A 14,950-nucleotide genomic window follows, 5' to 3' on the forward strand; every position below is an offset into this window, starting at 1 on the left:
TAGTTAAAAATATGAACCAAAATACATATTTATGTTGCGTTAAAGTGTTAATTGACAATAGGAAATTTTTGGTATACGATCTTTAGCGGATTAGAAATAAAAAGGAGGAAATAGAAATAAATGGAGATCGTTAAAGAGAAATATGCCATACTGGGAACACTGGGAGACGATGAAGGATTCCTGACTTGCAGCATGCATATCGCGAAGAAGCTAGGCAACTCGGAACGTATCAAGCCATACCCTGAATTTGAAGCGGCTGCGGAAGACTTGAGATCAGGGATCATATCCTGCTTACTGGTCCCCGGGGCGTATCCCAAGCTCAACAGCTTTATCATGGATTCTGAACTAGCGGTGTCTGAGAGCTTTGTGGAGAAAATTCCTGCGCTGGTTCTATCCGGCTTCCATGCGGTATGTCCCGATCAGATCGATATTATCTATCATCATCCAGCAACCACATACTTGTTATCTGAACTTGATACAACCTATAGAGAGAACAGCACCGTATCGTCCAACCCTGAAGCTTGCAGGAAGGTCATGCACAACATGGAGAAGTCCATTGCGCTCACGAATCAGCTATGCGCTGATCATTACGGGCTTGTGACCTATAAAGTATTGCGTGAGGGAATCAATATGCCATGGGTATGTTTTACACAAAATACACAGAGGGTGAATACATTCATATGAAAAGAATTGCTATTATACTGGATAAAAATTTGGAACCTGGCGCCGCCGCCAATGTGGCTGCCCTGTTAATGGGACAAGCAGCCCTGAATGAGCCGGGGTTATATTCTGATCAACCTGTGCTGGATCATAGCGGCGTTCAGCATGCGGGCATCCGATATAGCACTGTCATTCTGAAGGCCGGGGAGAATCAACTGATCAATCTGGCCAAACTCTGCTCAGACGACAGTGGAGGATTGAGCCATGTTGTTTTTTCACAGACAGGTCAATCGCTCAACAATGCCTTTGAACAATATGCAGTTGAGATTGCTTCGATGGAATTGGAAGCTACCAAAGTGGTAGGTGTCATTGTATGGGGCGAGGATGATCAAGTTAGGGCAGCGACCAAAAAATTCAGTGTCATGAAATAAGGGAAAAGGGCAGAAGCGGATCTTAGAGATCACTCTGCCCTTCTTTATATATGAAAGAATTGTTATAGAGGTTGTTCTCGGTACTGAAAACCGACCTTTTTGAACACGCACTTATAGATGTTTGCTGACAACGGCAGCTTTCTTTTCCGTAAAGTAATACACCAAAGCGAGCAGCGGCATAATCAGGCCAATCAGCGTTGTGAGACTCCAGCCTCCGTTAGCATAAGACCAGCTTCCAAGGGATGAACCTATCGCACCGCCGACAAAAAAGATCGACATGAATATGCCATTCACACGTCCTCTTGCTTCACTTCCTAACGAATAGATGATGCGTTGACCCAGCACCAGATTTCCAGAGACAGCCATATCCAGTGTGATCGCCACGATCACAAGCAGGATCAATGCAAATGTGGAGTGGCTCTGGAACACATAAGCAAGACCGAACGAAGCAACAGCGATCACCATGGCAGCACCCGTCAGAATACGTGTTAGTCCGCGATCAGCAAGTCTCCCGGCAATAGGAGCGGCAATAGCACCTCCGACACCAGCCAGTGCGAACCAGGCAATGCCTTGCTGTGACATGTCAAAATCGTTAGCGAGCCTGAGCGGAACGGTAGTCCAGAACAAGCTGAAAGCACCAAACAGGCTGGCCTGATAGAACGCTCGGCGGCGCAGCAGCGGCATCGTTCTGAACAGTGTGCCCAAGGACACGATTAATTGCCCGTATTTCAAGGTGGGTTCAGGCTGGCGAGCAGGAAGAGCGCGTGATAGGAGCAACATGAGAAGTGTTATGACAATGGCGGAGAATACAAAGACCGTCTGCCATCCGAAGAGGCTGGTGATAAAGCTTGCGACAGGACGAGCCAGCATGATGCCCAGCAACAGACCACTCATTACATTGCCAACAACCCGTCCGCGTTGTTCCTCGGAAGTAAGATATGTCGCATAGGGCACCAGAATTTGAGCGACCACAGAACCTATACCAATGAACAGAGAGGCAGTCAGAAATACAACGGCAGTGGGCGAGAAAGCCGCAGCAATCAGGGCAACAACCAGTACGATGAGGAAAAGAACGACCAAGCGTCGATTCTCGGTAATGTCACTGAGCGGCACGATAAACAGCAAACCAATGACATAACCAATCTGAGTCAACGTTACGATCAATCCGGCAGCGGCAGAAGACAGACCCGTTGTCATGCTGATCGGACCGATAACGGTCTGAGCATAATACAAATTTGCCACGATCAATCCACAAGCTGATGCCAGCAAAAAAATAATCCAGGTGGGTACAGGTGCCTTCTTCACTTGTTGTCTCATATCCATCATAATCATCCTCCACAGTTCTAAATTGGTATTCCCAATAAACAGGTGATATTTAAAAACGTTAATTACTAAACGATGTGTTCACTAATTATAAATATATAATAAACTAAACGTATAGTATTGTAAATAGGCTCTACATATTTTAATGAGAAAGTTAATGAGGATGAAAAGGTGAGCGTAGGATGGAATTGTGTGTACTCATGGCAGTTTAGTATAATGAACGTATCGTTTTTATGAAAAATACTGATGATTAAATATATTTTGTACATCCAGGAGGGTTCAAGATGACTGCCAAAAGAGGACGTCCGCGTAACATGGAAACCCAGAATGCCATTCTTACAGCATCGTATGCGTTGTTGTTGGAGCACGGATTCGGGGCGGTTACAATCGAGAAGATTGCTGAACGTGCACAGGTGAGCAAAGCCACTATCTACAAATGGTGGCCGAATAAAGGCGCTGTCATCATGGACGGATATATGTCTGCTGCAACGGCAAGATTGCCAGTGCCGGATACAGGGTCGGTATTGGAGGATATACGCATACATGCGAGTAATCTGGTTCGTTTTTTGACCAGTCGGGAAGGAAAAGTGATTACACAGATTATTGGAGAAGGGCAGTCGGATGAAGGGCTTGCCGAAGAATACCGTACAAGATACATCCAACCACGTCGACGTGAAGCTCGGGGAATTCTGGAGAAGGGTGTGGAGCGCGGCGAATTGAAGGCAGGGACGGACATTGGATTATACATTGATCTGATCTATGGGCCGGTGTTCTATCGCATGTTAGTGACGGGGGAAGCGATGGATGATGCGTTTGTAGATCTGATGCTCCGTTCATTGTTGGAAGGCATTCAGTCCAAGTAGATATAGGGATAGCCGCGATACAAGTGGGAGGAAGAGGGAAGAGGGCGATTCGTAGGAATCACCCTGGAAGGAGCACATGTATATTATCCGAGGTAGATTGTTAGACCTGGAATATAGGTGAGATGGCTGTGGGCCATGAATCTGTAACATTAGAGGAAAGGAAGGATGAGTGCTGGGTTAACACCGGGGGTTCATTCCATACCGAACTGGGCAGTTCGCGGCGTAATACAGGGGCAACTTCCTTGGCAAAACGCTCCACTTGCTCCAACTGCTCGCTATGCGTCAGTCCATCTACGCTGATACTCAGCACCTGATGTCCGTAAGCGGCATGGTAGTCCAGAATTTTCTCAATGACCTGCTCCGGACTGCCGATTAACACAGGGCCTCGTGCAATGTTATCCTCCAGATCGGTGAAGGGCGACTGGTTATGCTGTGCGGCGGCGGTGGCATGGAACGCTTCATAATATGGCTTATAACGACGAATGGCTTCTTCGCCCGTATCCGCAAGATAGAGACTGCCGGCACCAGAGCCAATCACTGCTTGCTGCGGATCATGACCATAATAATCGAGGCGTTCCCGATAATGATCAATTAACGCTTTGTATTTGGCTTGCGGGTGAAAAGAATTCGACGTAAAGAGCGGCTCGCCATATTTGGCAGCGAGTTCGGTCGAGACTGTGCTCGACGCGCTACCATGCCAGATTGGGATGGATTGCTGAAGCGGCCTGGGCCACGTGGTCACTCCCTCAAGCGGAGGGCGATACGTTCCCTGCCAGGTTACATTCTCTTCAGACCACAGCCGTCTTAGCAGATGGTAGCGTTCATCGAGTGAGTCCCATTGTTCCTCTTCGCGTATGCCAAACAGCGGATAGTGCCGAGGGTCATTGCCTTTCCCGATGATCATCTCCAGCCGTCCGCCCGATAATTGATCCAACGTGGCATAATCCTCGGCAACCCGGACTGGATCAAGTATACTAAGAACAGTGACGGTGGTTAGTAACCGAATGCGTGTGGTTGCTGCGGCTATTGCGGTTAATACGACAGGTGGCGAGGAAGATAGAAAAGGCGCACCGTGTCGTTCACCGATCCCATAGGCATCGAATCCCAGTCGTTCAGCCAGCTTCGCTTGCTCTAATATATTGTGGAATTTCTGCTGAGTTGTCAGAGCTTCCCCGGTTACGGCATTAGGCAGATTCATCATGAGACTAAACAAGGCAAATTTCATCTGACCTTCTCCTCGAACTGAATTGATAGTATCTGCGTCGTATAATCCTATTGAAATAGTAGGATATCTAAGTTGAATTAAATGTATCACGTTCTCACGGATTCTTCTAATGGATTTTTTCTATAAGCAGGAACAGCGAGGCCTCCTTGCATAAATGTGAAGGGAATTGCCACGATTTTTATTGACCGCTGTAAAATTTAGGATTAAAATTGTGCTTATCATATAAATTCAAAATTATGGATTTTCATTGTGGAGGTGGGATACATGGAACCTACAACTACGATACGCTCATATATTGAGGACTACATCAGGAAACAGGGGTACACCCTGCAGTATTTTGCCGATATATCGGGAGTTAACGCTGGAACGCTTAGCGCAATTATTAAGGGGACTCGGCCCATCGCTATGGCGCAACTGGATCTGATTACCCAAGGCATGAAGCTGGAAGAGGGGTATTTCTACGAGATTTATGGGGCTGAATGTTTCGTGGAATCGGCACCTCATTGGAGGAGACTGGAACCATTCCTGCAACGCTGTGCTGAATTGGACAAGCTGGAATGTATTCATAAGGTTATCCAGGAAGTGACGGATGATCGCTCGTATATCTCGGAGTTGTTTGAGATGGCGGAAGGCATGCTTGAACGTGGACAGACGAAGGCTGCACGGATGTTGTACGAATGTGTGGCAGAGTGTGAGAAATATCAACACTCGGAACGTCTGGCTCTGTGCCAGTATCGCATCTTCACGTTATCTCTCGGTCAGGACCAGCATGAGAATCTTCGTGCAGCCGTACATTTTGAACCATATATTAATCGGCTGGATGAGGAGAGGCAGCTGGATGCGATTAGGGAGCTGGCTAATACATATAGTGGGTTGTGTTATTGGGATAAGGTATTTCAATTAGCCGGTGAACTGGAACAACGAGTAGAATTTTTAGAACAATACAAAAAAAAGAAAAGGGGTTTGGATCAACAGAGGACTTCCAAACATCCTTTATTCACCTATAAATCTTATGCTTATTTATTGATGTCTAATGTGTGGGGTGAGCGTAGGGATTACCAAAAGGCCTTGGATCAGACCGCTCAATATACGAATTTTGAAATTGAAAAACCTACTTCAGAGGATCTTATATTTATTAAGCGGTTTCAAGGTTGGGCTGAAGTTAATACCTATCTCTATAAATTGATGCTGGGTGATTACGACGCACTAAATACTTATTTAGATTTTATTGAAGATAACGATAATGAAACCTTACTTGGGTTAGTTAAGATTATGGAAGCTGCCAATTTATACAATCTGAATGTAGACCACGCTCTTAGAAGATTCAATCTATATATTAATATGTTATTTGAGGATCATTATGACGAAAGTAGCTATATTACTCAAATTAAGGATGATAGGTACACTAAATTTTGGGCGGAATTAGCTTTTTATCAGTTGTCTAAGGAACGATATGAAGAAGGATTTAGAAGTCTATTAACTTGTTTAACATCTGCTCATAAAATCAAAGATGATTCTACAATAATATATTGTGTGGGTTTATTTGAAGAGTACAGAGCGCAAGCGACCGAATCAGTAATGTTAAAGTACAAAAGTATTATCAAGGAGGTCTATGGTCGATATGCTAAAAAAAGCAATGTTAGTAGTAATGCTTTGTAGTTCATGTCTGTTGTTCTCTGGGATTAATAGCGGTGTGGAATCTATATTAAATTCTTTTTTTAGTCACGGTACGGGTGGATATTAAAAAGATTTTATATGAATAAACGAACTTCGACATATATTGTTATTATCCAATGTTCTATTTCCTTATCTGGAAATAGAACATTTTTTTGTATTTAATGTTTGACGATTGTTAAATAGAGGATTAAAATTACATTTATTGAATTATGAAGATACATATATACAAATATGGGGGTAAAAGAAGTGATCCTTACACCTACGATAAGCTCACATATAGAAGATTACATAGAACAACAGGGTTATAAGCTTCAGCAGTTCGCTAATGTTTGCAGTGTTAATGTTGGCACGATAAGTGCCATTATTAATGGAACCAGACCTATTGCAATGAATCAATTGGATCAGATTACTGCTGGTATGGGGCTCGAAAAGGGATATTTTTATGAAATGTATGCTGTAGAGTTTCTAGTGAAAACAGCACCAGATTGGAGACGTTTGGAACCCTTCCTTTATCGTTGTGCGGAACTAAATAAACTTGATTGTATAAAGAAAGTAGTTATAGAAGTGACTGAAGATCGTACATATACTTCTAAATTGTTTAAAGTAGCTGAAAATATGTATAACAAAGACATGAAGTCAGCGGCTTTCGTTTTATACGGATATGTTGCAGATGGTGAGAAATATCAGCACTCTGAACGCTTGGCTTTATGTCAGTATCGTATGTTTTTGCTCAGCTGCTGCAGTGATCAGAAAGCCTCTGAGCGTGCTGCTGCTCGATTTGAACCCTTTGTTGATCGATTGGAGGAAGAGTATAAGCTTGATGCACTCAAAGATTTAGGGGAGTTATATTCGGCTTTGCATGATTTTGATAGGTTGTACCCGTTAACTCTGAAATTGGAAAAATTATCTAAAGTAATGAAAAGCTATAAAAATCAAGGTGAAATTGATGGTAAAAGAATTTGCAAATATCCTATATATGTATATATAGGATATTCATTGCTTATGAGAGCTTCATGTTATTCTAGAATTGGAAAATATAAAGAAGCTTTGCAGTGTACACGTAATTATTATCAATTGGCGGTGCCTTATCCAACAGAGGAAGATATCTTATTTATAGATAAATTCAAAAAATGGAGTGAATTAAATACGTATTTACTCAAGTTAAAGATGGGGCAAAACAAAGGTCTGCAGAATTACATAGAGTATGTTGAAGGTGATGAGGAAGAACTTGTAATTGCCTTATTTAATATATTTCAGGCTGCAAACCGATTCAAATTTGATATTAATTTTGTGCTTAGGAAATATAAGGATCGATTCGAATCTCTTAATATAGATTCGAATCGTAATTATTCTAAACTAAGTTGGGGTACTATTCTGGTTGGTTTTTTCTATGAACTGGCCGTATATCATTTAAGTAGGAGCAATTATAATTCGGGTATGATTTCATTAATAAGAAGTATAGAAATCTCGAAATTTATCAATAATGACTCGGTTTTAATTAAATGTGTGAGTTTGTTTGGTGAGTACAGAACGTTTGCTTCTGCAGAAATAAGAAAAAAATACAAACACATATTACAATAAAATCCTTATGTGTATTTTTGGGTAACAACAACAAATTGTGTTTTGCTTGCTATATAGAGAATCAATTCAAAAACTTAAATTAGTTTTCCGAAAAATTGATTTTTCGAAATTGCGCAAAAAGGAGTATATTTCTATAAAAGGTTATTATTTAAGTTATTAAATAAAATATGTATTTTCTGTTTTATCAACCATTATTATCGAAAAAACAAATGTCTAGGGTTGGGAATAGATCATTGTTTTGGTATTTCCTGAGAAACAGTAGGAGGATAAATTTAATGAAAAAAATTATTTTGCTAATAGCAATTGTTCTTATAACAACATCTTGTAGCAACAAGGAAAGAACAGAAAATAAAACGATTAAAATTATGTATAGTTCTTATGTTGATTTTAAACGAGACTATGGGAGTGTAATTGATGAGCAATTTAGCAATACCAACATCGAAGTAATAGAATACAAGAGTACCATGGGAGAAGGAATTTGGGATGCTATGAAATATGTTCCCGCTGGAGACCGTGATTGGGATATCAAAAAATACATAGACATTATTAAAACGGAGAATCCAGATATTTTGTTTTTTCCGTCCGAGGCTTTTCCAGAGTTACAAAATGAGAATTTGTTGAAGGAACTCAACGTCTTTCTTACAGAGGAAGAATTCACTGCAGGAATAGATGACAATTTACTCGCACTACTTAACGAAATCGGAGGCGGGAAAATATATGCTTTTCCTCAATCCATGACGGCACAGGCTTTATTTTATAACAAGGATTTATTTGAAAAAAATGGGATAGCTGAACCGTCAGACAGAATGACCTGGCGTGAGTTGTTGTTATTGGCCCAGCGTTTCTCTGGTAACTCTGACCTCAAAGGTCTTTATACTCCCTATTATGATTATGCTGATCTTTTAATCGAAATGGGCAAGGCAGATAAACGTAGGTGGTATGATGCTTCACGGCAAGAAGTCCATTTTGGAACGGATTCTTGGAAAGGCTTGATTGCTGATGTAGTCGCTGCATATTCAAGCGGGGGAATGGATGACAACGGAGGTATCCCAATTGACTTATTCAGTCAAGGAAAAGTCGCGATGATTTTAGAAACGCCTTATTTTATGAAGCAAATCCAGAGTATGAATCCGGAGTTGAATTGGGGTGTTGTAACCGAACCCGTGGGTACGGAGAATTCAGATGTCAGTACCACCATAACATATCCAATCATGAGCGGAATAAGCACCAACTCTCAAGACTATGCTACATCTTCTGAAGTTTGGAAGCAACTGAACAATAAAAGAACTGCAGAAATGCGCTTTAATTCAAACATTGATAAATTCACCACTCCTATAAGAAAACTGAAGCCAGAAACAGATCAAGATGTCTTTTATGTGTTGAATCCAGCAGTCAATATACTTATGGAAAGAGTATCTTTAAATAGGGAATTAAAGCAAAAGACAGATCAGGTTATGAACGATGGCATACAAAGGGCAATTGTAAACCCAGATTCTCTGAATTCGATTATTGATAAAATGCAGGAGGAATTAAGACATGTACTATATACAACAGAACAAAAGTAATATATTTGCTGTGTTATGGATGGGACTAATGCTCAGCATACTGACGGGTTGTGATTTACTTGGTGAGTCTGTCGATAAAAAAAGTGAACCCGTAATGAATAAGGAACTCACTGTCCTTACTCCTCAGAGCGAGGAGACATTTTATCAATACTACGGAAATCATATCATGAGTAAGTTTCCGGGTTTAACCTTTAACGTTGTTTCATCTAACAATGATAACTTATATGAAGACGAAAGCTTTTTTGAAAATAGTCATCCCGACCTTATTATTTCTTATCTGCCAACGTTCCGAGATTTACGTGATTCGGATCGTATAGAGAGCATGAGTCCTTATGTGCAAGATTCCAAAAATATAAAAATTGATGATTATTACGATCAAATGAAGGAGGTATTCTCTAACGAATCAGGAGATCTTATGGGTCTTTCTCCTCAAGTTGTCGTTTCAGGTATTTTTTACAACAAGGATTTATTTGATTCTGTACAAATAGACTATCCAACAGACCAAATGAGTTGGGAAGAGCTTTTGTCCCTTTCCAACCGATTTGCAGATGATGACAGATTCGGATTTGAAGGCGGAGAGGCCGCTCCTCAACATATAATTATGACAATTATTGGAACAAATAAAATTCGGTTACTGGACGATCAAAAAAAAGAACTTATCTTTACTAAGAAAGATTGGCTACCGATGATTGAGCTAGTGATTAATTTGATGAAGCAAGGGAGTTTAATTGAGAGTACTGGAGAAGAATTTTTAGAAGGTGAATCAGCTATGTTATCTTCCAATATCAGTACTATTTCAAAAATACAACAAAAAGGTGATTTTTCATGGGGGCTTATAAGTTATCCGAGTGATCCGCTGAATGCTGATATGAGCTCAGGTTTGCAATTTAATCAGGTGCTTTCCATAAACAAAGAATCAGCAAACAAAGAAGATGTATGGAAGATTATCAGTTACTTAATGAGTGAGGATTCTGTGGAGCATCTTCAATCGCAAGATTTCATAGGGAACACATCAACCCTCAAATCTAGGATAGGAAGTTATGGCGGGATTGATATCAGCAATTTAATCAATAAAAGAGTTGATACAAGAAGAGGCTATTACGATGACCTCTCCCAGGAATTCCAAGGGAAATTTAGCGAAATGCTGAAATCAGTTTTAGAATCCGGTGTGGCTGATGCAAAAAGTGCAGATCAGGTTTATGAAGAAATCGTTACTCAGGGGAGTAATATTTATCGTGAGGAGAGGTTAAAGAATGAGTGATCACAGAAGGTTCCTGAAAAGTTCAACTACCTCTTATGAAGTTGGAGATTACGTCCCTAAGCAAATTCAGCTTTTTCAGAATGAAGTTCCAGTGGACTTGTCTTGGATTTATAAATCCCGTCAGGGTAGTGCTCTCTTTTTTTTAAGTGGTGGTTGCGAAGCTTGTGATATTAACCCTATAAAAAAAACGATAGAGAATTATCCTGATTTTGACTATGCAATTTTTTATGAGGGTCCAACACGGGCAGACGAAGAATATTTTAATGAAAAAAAGGTTCGATATTACTACTGTGATTTAGCCAAAATAGAAAAAGAACTCTTTGTGAAAGTTGCTCCCTTTCAACTCGTAGTAAACAAGATTGGACAGGTTGTCACTGCCGGTGTCTGCAATCACGAAGAGCATATTGGAAATCTCTTGTCACCGCTCTTGCGGGTATCAACCAACAATAAATTATGAAATCATTTTGGGAAATTACAATTGTAACACTTAAGGCCTTCATGAAGCTGATTCGTTTTGATCCCGTTTCCTCCATAATAATTATAGCCATTATTTTATATGGAGCTTTCGAATCATATTTAAGCATATTGATTTCAAAACAAGTAGTGGATCAAATATTTGAAAAAAATAACTCTTATTTCGTTGTTAACATTCTCATTCTGTTGGGGATACAGTTATTAAATCTATATTTACAAGCAATATCCTCTTCTAGAAATAGTAAGCTACAGATAGAATACAGTAATCATACTGATGAGACGTTAATTCATAAAATATCTAAGATGGACTTAACCAGCAAGGAAAACCCAGCATTTAATGCAAATTTTTCTTTTCTAAGATTTGCATCAGGCAGAACATATGAAATGTTCCTTCTTTGCAACCAACTCTTGCTAAGAATTATTACCTTAGTGCTAGGCTTGCACTTTCTTGGATCTACGTTAACTATATTTGCTCTAATTGCGGTAAGTGTTGGTGTAATTAAAGGGTTGCTTTACTACAAAAGTGTGAATAAAAGAACTACATTAAACGAAAAAATAGAGTCTGGTTCAGTAAAGTATCAATATTATTTTAATTTGATTACGGGTGCAGAAGCCCAGAAAGAAATCTCTGCATATAATAGTTACTCCTTTTTGAAAACGAAGTGGAAAGAAGAAAAGGAGTATATAGATAAACAAAAGGTATCGCTAGAAAAGTTAAATGTTACTACAAATCTACGCAGCGAGATGGTTACTGTGGTTAGCACAGCATTGATTATGTTTATGGTCGCCTCACAAATTAGAAACAGTACAATGACTATTGGTGACTACGTAGCCGTAACGATGGCAGTGTCTGTTACGATCATGAATATCTCCCTGTTAATGCAAGATGCTTCTCGTTTGATAGAGAATTATCGTTATATGAATCGTGCAGAAGAGGTGGGTAAGGAACAAGCCAAAGCAGAACTAATTTCTGATGAGAATAATGAAGGTAAGCCCTTTGTTTTTCAGGACAGCATATCTGTAAGGAATATCTCATTTTGTTATCCAAATAGCACCATAAATGCAGTAGATAATCTTAGTATTGAGATAAAAAGAGGAGAAACAATAGCCATTCTTGGAGAGAACGGTTCTGGTAAGTCAACATTTATTAAACTGCTGTTGGGATTATATGAAGCTAATCGGCAACAAGTTTTCTACGATGGTATTCCAATTAGTGAATTGGATATGGATGATTACAGGCAACGCACGGTTGTTGTATTTCAGGATTTTATGAAGTATCACATGACATTAAGAGAAAACGCTGGAATGGGTGATATTCAAAATATGAATAATAACGACCAAAAGATGATAGCAATTTTTAAGAGATTAGGTATTTACGACAAATTCACAAACGGGCTGGATACTAAACTAGGTTACATGGATTCAGATGCAATTAATCTATCAGGTGGTCAGTGGCAACGAGTAGCCCTATCTAGGTTTTATGCAAAAGAAAATGCCGATCTCATTATTTTTGATGAACCAACAGCATCATTGGACCCAATGACAGAATATTTAATATTCAAAGATATTCTAGAACTTTGTAAATCAACTACCTCCATTATTATATCTCACAGAGTGGGGATAGCCAAACACGCCGACAAAATTGTGCTTATGGAGAAGGGAAAAGTCACGGAGTTCGGAACTCATGAGGAGTTAATGCTGCTGAAGAAATCATATTACATGATGTGGAAAACACAAAAAGAATGGTATGAAGATGAGGTGAAACCAAATTATGCGGTCTGATACTCATAAAAAACTTAGGGATCATTTGCAGGATGAATTTTTTTTTAATTGGGATGGATCAGAGTTTAAAATTGCTCCACAAAAGTTAACTGCATATTTTTTTATAACCCTTCATTGTGTTTACTGTATAGATCTGATTCCTTGCCTCAACGAAATTAAAGAAAAATATCCTGCTATCGATATCGTTTTAATCTCTTCGGGTTCACAAGAAGATCACAAGGAAATGGTTGATTATTTTCAGTGGACCTTCCCAGTAGTAGAGATGGAGAAGTTGGAAATGCATAAACACTTTGATGTTACAATGCAGCCTTACATGATGATCGCCGATGCTAACAGAACGATTCACTCTTCTACTGTAGTCTACAACACTGAAGATGTTCTTCGGATTTATAGATCCATAACCTAGAAGTAATATATGTGTCTCATGAAAGGAGGTGAAAAACAATGGCATGTGGATGTTCTAGCGGAACGGCTGCGGGTCTGGTTGATCTGCAAACCTATTGTACTACAGGAAGTTGTCAATCTGGTTCTACCATTTATACCAAAACATTGTATGCAGACAAGAAACAATTCTGCAAACAAAGCAATGGTACAACTACAGAATCAATTTGCACTATTAAAGCGGGCTGCTGCAATTAATCTGAGATTTTTAAAAGAGGGGGATATACATTCACCCTCTTTTTTGCTAGGAGGAATTAATTTGTGGGTTAATATGCTTATTTGTGACAAGATACATATAAATAATAATAAATTTGTTCTGGGGGGGATTATAAACAGGATTGAGGTTCCTACTTATCCATTTATCATCAAATTCTCATGCCTCATAAAGATCGCAGGTCTCCCTGAGTTTAATACTGTGCAGACCGAGCTAAGAATTATCAATTCCGCTCACGAGATTTTAGGAACCACTATGCATATACACAGGAATTATAGGGAACGAAACATGGTTCCAGGTGTAGACCAATATTTTGATTTTAAAATTTTAATGGAGAAAGATGATAATATTTTTATTGAATGTATTGTGGATGGTGAACTGAAATCAAGTTACCCCATTAATATCGATCTCGTTGATATTTCTTGTTAAGAAGGGGGAATCTTACAATGTTTAGATTTATCCTAGATGTCATACTTTCTTTTATTTTCTTTTCCTCTTTTGTAGCCAAGGTCATATCTTTCGGAAATTTTAAATATGAAGTACGCGGATACAAGATAATGAAATTAAGCAATTTTCGACTATTACCCATTCTGATTTTGAGTGCGGAGTTCGCACTCTCTATTCTCTTTTTATTACCAATTAAAATAGAAGTTTTTAAAGAGTGCCTTGGGATTTCTTTTTTAATTGTTCTTACCATATTGACTATCAGAAAAGATGGCTTTTCAAAGGAATGTTCCTGTTATGGAAAGAATCATCTACTCAGTAGTTTTCCAATACAGAGGAATATAATTTTTATCTTGATTGTTACTTTAAGTTCTTTTATTCACAAAGTTTATGTGGTTGATTGGTTCCGTTCTTTTCTAGTTTTTTCCATCGTTCTGTTGGTAACATTAGTGTTAGAAAACATACGTCAATTTCAAGAAGTTAGAAAGGAGGGGTAGTACAGTGTTGATTTTTCTTATAGTGATTTTATTGTGCGCGATCAATTATTATATGATTTTGATCAGTAGACACAAAAAGTATTCTTTTTTTAAAAAGAGTTTTGAGCAAGTAGAGAACAGCGTGTTTGATCAAAAATTAAATGGTTTACTATTCCTAAATACAGCGGACCTTATTAAGATTGAAGACCACATTGCTTCGTTGCCTTTGGACTGGGTGATTATATTTAATGGCCCAGAATGGTTGTATAAGGTTAAGTTTAAGAAATGGAGTGTAAGAGTTTTGCATGCTCCAGTAATCGATATTCCGTCCTTAAGACTCATGAAGGATTCTTTTATTTTGATTCGCGAACCTTCAATGAAGAAAGACAGATATACAATCATATACGAGTTGAGAGAATATATTGATTTTCAATTATTAGGTGAACAGTCAAGTATAATTTCTGTTGCACGATAATGATTATTTCTACAGAAAATATGTAATAAACTGATCGTTAAGCAACTGATCCCCCATA

General features: G+C 39.1%; 14 protein-coding genes. 12 read left to right on the forward strand and 2 right to left on the reverse strand.

The genetic code is table 11. From position 1 onward, the window contains the following. Positions 1-120 precede the first annotated feature (120 nt). Positions 121-684 carry a hypothetical protein gene (locus tag MHI55_RS02305; RefSeq protein ID WP_340388596.1) on the forward strand — a complete coding sequence of 188 codons (564 nt, stop codon included), beginning with the start codon at positions 121-123 and terminating at the stop codon, positions 682-684. Continuing rightward, positions 681-1,091 carry a DUF2000 family protein gene (locus MHI55_RS02310; protein ID WP_047840412.1) on the forward strand — a complete coding sequence of 137 codons (411 nt, stop codon included), beginning with the start codon at positions 681-683 and terminating at the stop codon, positions 1,089-1,091. The genes MHI55_RS02305 and MHI55_RS02310 overlap by 4 nt, the downstream gene beginning before the upstream one ends. Positions 1,092-1,202: 111 nt before the next feature. Here MHI55_RS02310 and MHI55_RS02315 read toward each other — a convergent pair whose 3' ends face one another. Continuing rightward, a complete protein-coding gene (locus tag MHI55_RS02315) occupies positions 1,203-2,417 on the reverse strand; it encodes an MFS transporter (protein WP_340388598.1) in 1,215 nt (404 codons plus the stop codon). 281 nt (positions 2,418-2,698) lie between these two features. Between MHI55_RS02315 and MHI55_RS02320 the strand changes: the two genes are divergently transcribed. Then, positions 2,699-3,277: a TetR/AcrR family transcriptional regulator gene (locus MHI55_RS02320; protein ID WP_340388600.1), complete on the forward strand. Its 579-nt coding sequence runs from the start codon at positions 2,699-2,701 to the stop codon at positions 3,275-3,277. A 100-nt stretch (positions 3,278-3,377) separates the two neighbouring features. Here the strand turns inward: MHI55_RS02320 and MHI55_RS02325 are convergent, their stop codons facing one another. Beyond that, positions 3,378-4,502, reverse strand: coding sequence for an LLM class flavin-dependent oxidoreductase (locus tag MHI55_RS02325; RefSeq protein WP_340388603.1), 1,125 nt, complete (start codon positions 4,500-4,502; stop codon positions 3,378-3,380). A 264-nt stretch (positions 4,503-4,766) separates the two neighbouring features. On the opposite strand from MHI55_RS02325, the gene MHI55_RS02330 reads away from it, so the two are divergent. The 9 genes from MHI55_RS02330 to MHI55_RS02370 all read left to right on the forward strand — a co-directional run bounded on the left by MHI55_RS02330 (position 4,767) and on the right by MHI55_RS02370 (position 14,892). Continuing rightward, positions 4,767-6,161 carry a transcriptional regulator gene (locus MHI55_RS02330; protein ID WP_340388605.1) on the forward strand — a complete coding sequence of 465 codons (1,395 nt, stop codon included), beginning with the start codon at positions 4,767-4,769 and terminating at the stop codon, positions 6,159-6,161. A 249-nt stretch (positions 6,162-6,410) separates the two neighbouring features. Continuing rightward, entirely contained in the window at positions 6,411-7,760 is a 1,350-nt protein-coding gene (locus MHI55_RS02335) for a transcriptional regulator (protein ID WP_340388607.1), read from the forward strand. A gap of 275 nt (positions 7,761-8,035) precedes the next feature. Further along, on the forward strand, positions 8,036-9,325 hold the full coding sequence (locus MHI55_RS02340) for an extracellular solute-binding protein (RefSeq protein ID WP_340388609.1): 1,290 nt from the start codon (positions 8,036-8,038) through the stop codon (positions 9,323-9,325). Then, positions 9,297-10,586, forward strand: a complete 1,290-nt coding sequence (locus tag MHI55_RS02345; RefSeq protein WP_340388611.1) for an extracellular solute-binding protein — start codon at positions 9,297-9,299, stop codon at positions 10,584-10,586. The genes MHI55_RS02340 and MHI55_RS02345 overlap by 29 nt, the downstream gene beginning before the upstream one ends. Beyond that, on the forward strand, positions 10,579-11,043 hold the full coding sequence (locus MHI55_RS02350) for a hypothetical protein (protein ID WP_340388613.1): 465 nt from the start codon (positions 10,579-10,581) through the stop codon (positions 11,041-11,043). Before MHI55_RS02345 ends, MHI55_RS02350 begins: the two co-directional genes overlap by 8 nt. After that, entirely contained in the window at positions 11,040-12,842 is a 1,803-nt protein-coding gene (locus MHI55_RS02355; RefSeq protein ID WP_340388615.1) for an ABC transporter ATP-binding protein, read from the forward strand. The genes MHI55_RS02350 and MHI55_RS02355 overlap by 4 nt, the downstream gene beginning before the upstream one ends. Beyond that, positions 12,832-13,248: a thioredoxin-like domain-containing protein gene (locus tag MHI55_RS02360; protein ID WP_340388618.1), complete on the forward strand. Its 417-nt coding sequence runs from the start codon at positions 12,832-12,834 to the stop codon at positions 13,246-13,248. The genes MHI55_RS02355 and MHI55_RS02360 overlap by 11 nt, the downstream gene beginning before the upstream one ends. Before the next feature lie 18 nt (positions 13,249-13,266). Beyond that, positions 13,267-13,926 (forward strand): hypothetical protein, encoded by a 660-nt coding sequence (locus tag MHI55_RS02365; RefSeq protein ID WP_143781312.1) that lies wholly within the window; start codon positions 13,267-13,269, stop codon positions 13,924-13,926. A gap of 564 nt (positions 13,927-14,490) precedes the next feature. After that, entirely contained in the window at positions 14,491-14,892 is a 402-nt protein-coding gene (locus MHI55_RS02370) for a hypothetical protein (protein ID WP_340388619.1), read from the forward strand. Positions 14,893-14,950: the final 58 nt, after the last annotated feature.

It is taken from the genome of Paenibacillus sp. FSL E2-0151, assembly GCF_037993015.1.
GTDB lineage: Bacteria > Bacillota > Bacilli > Paenibacillales > Paenibacillaceae > Paenibacillus > Paenibacillus amylolyticus.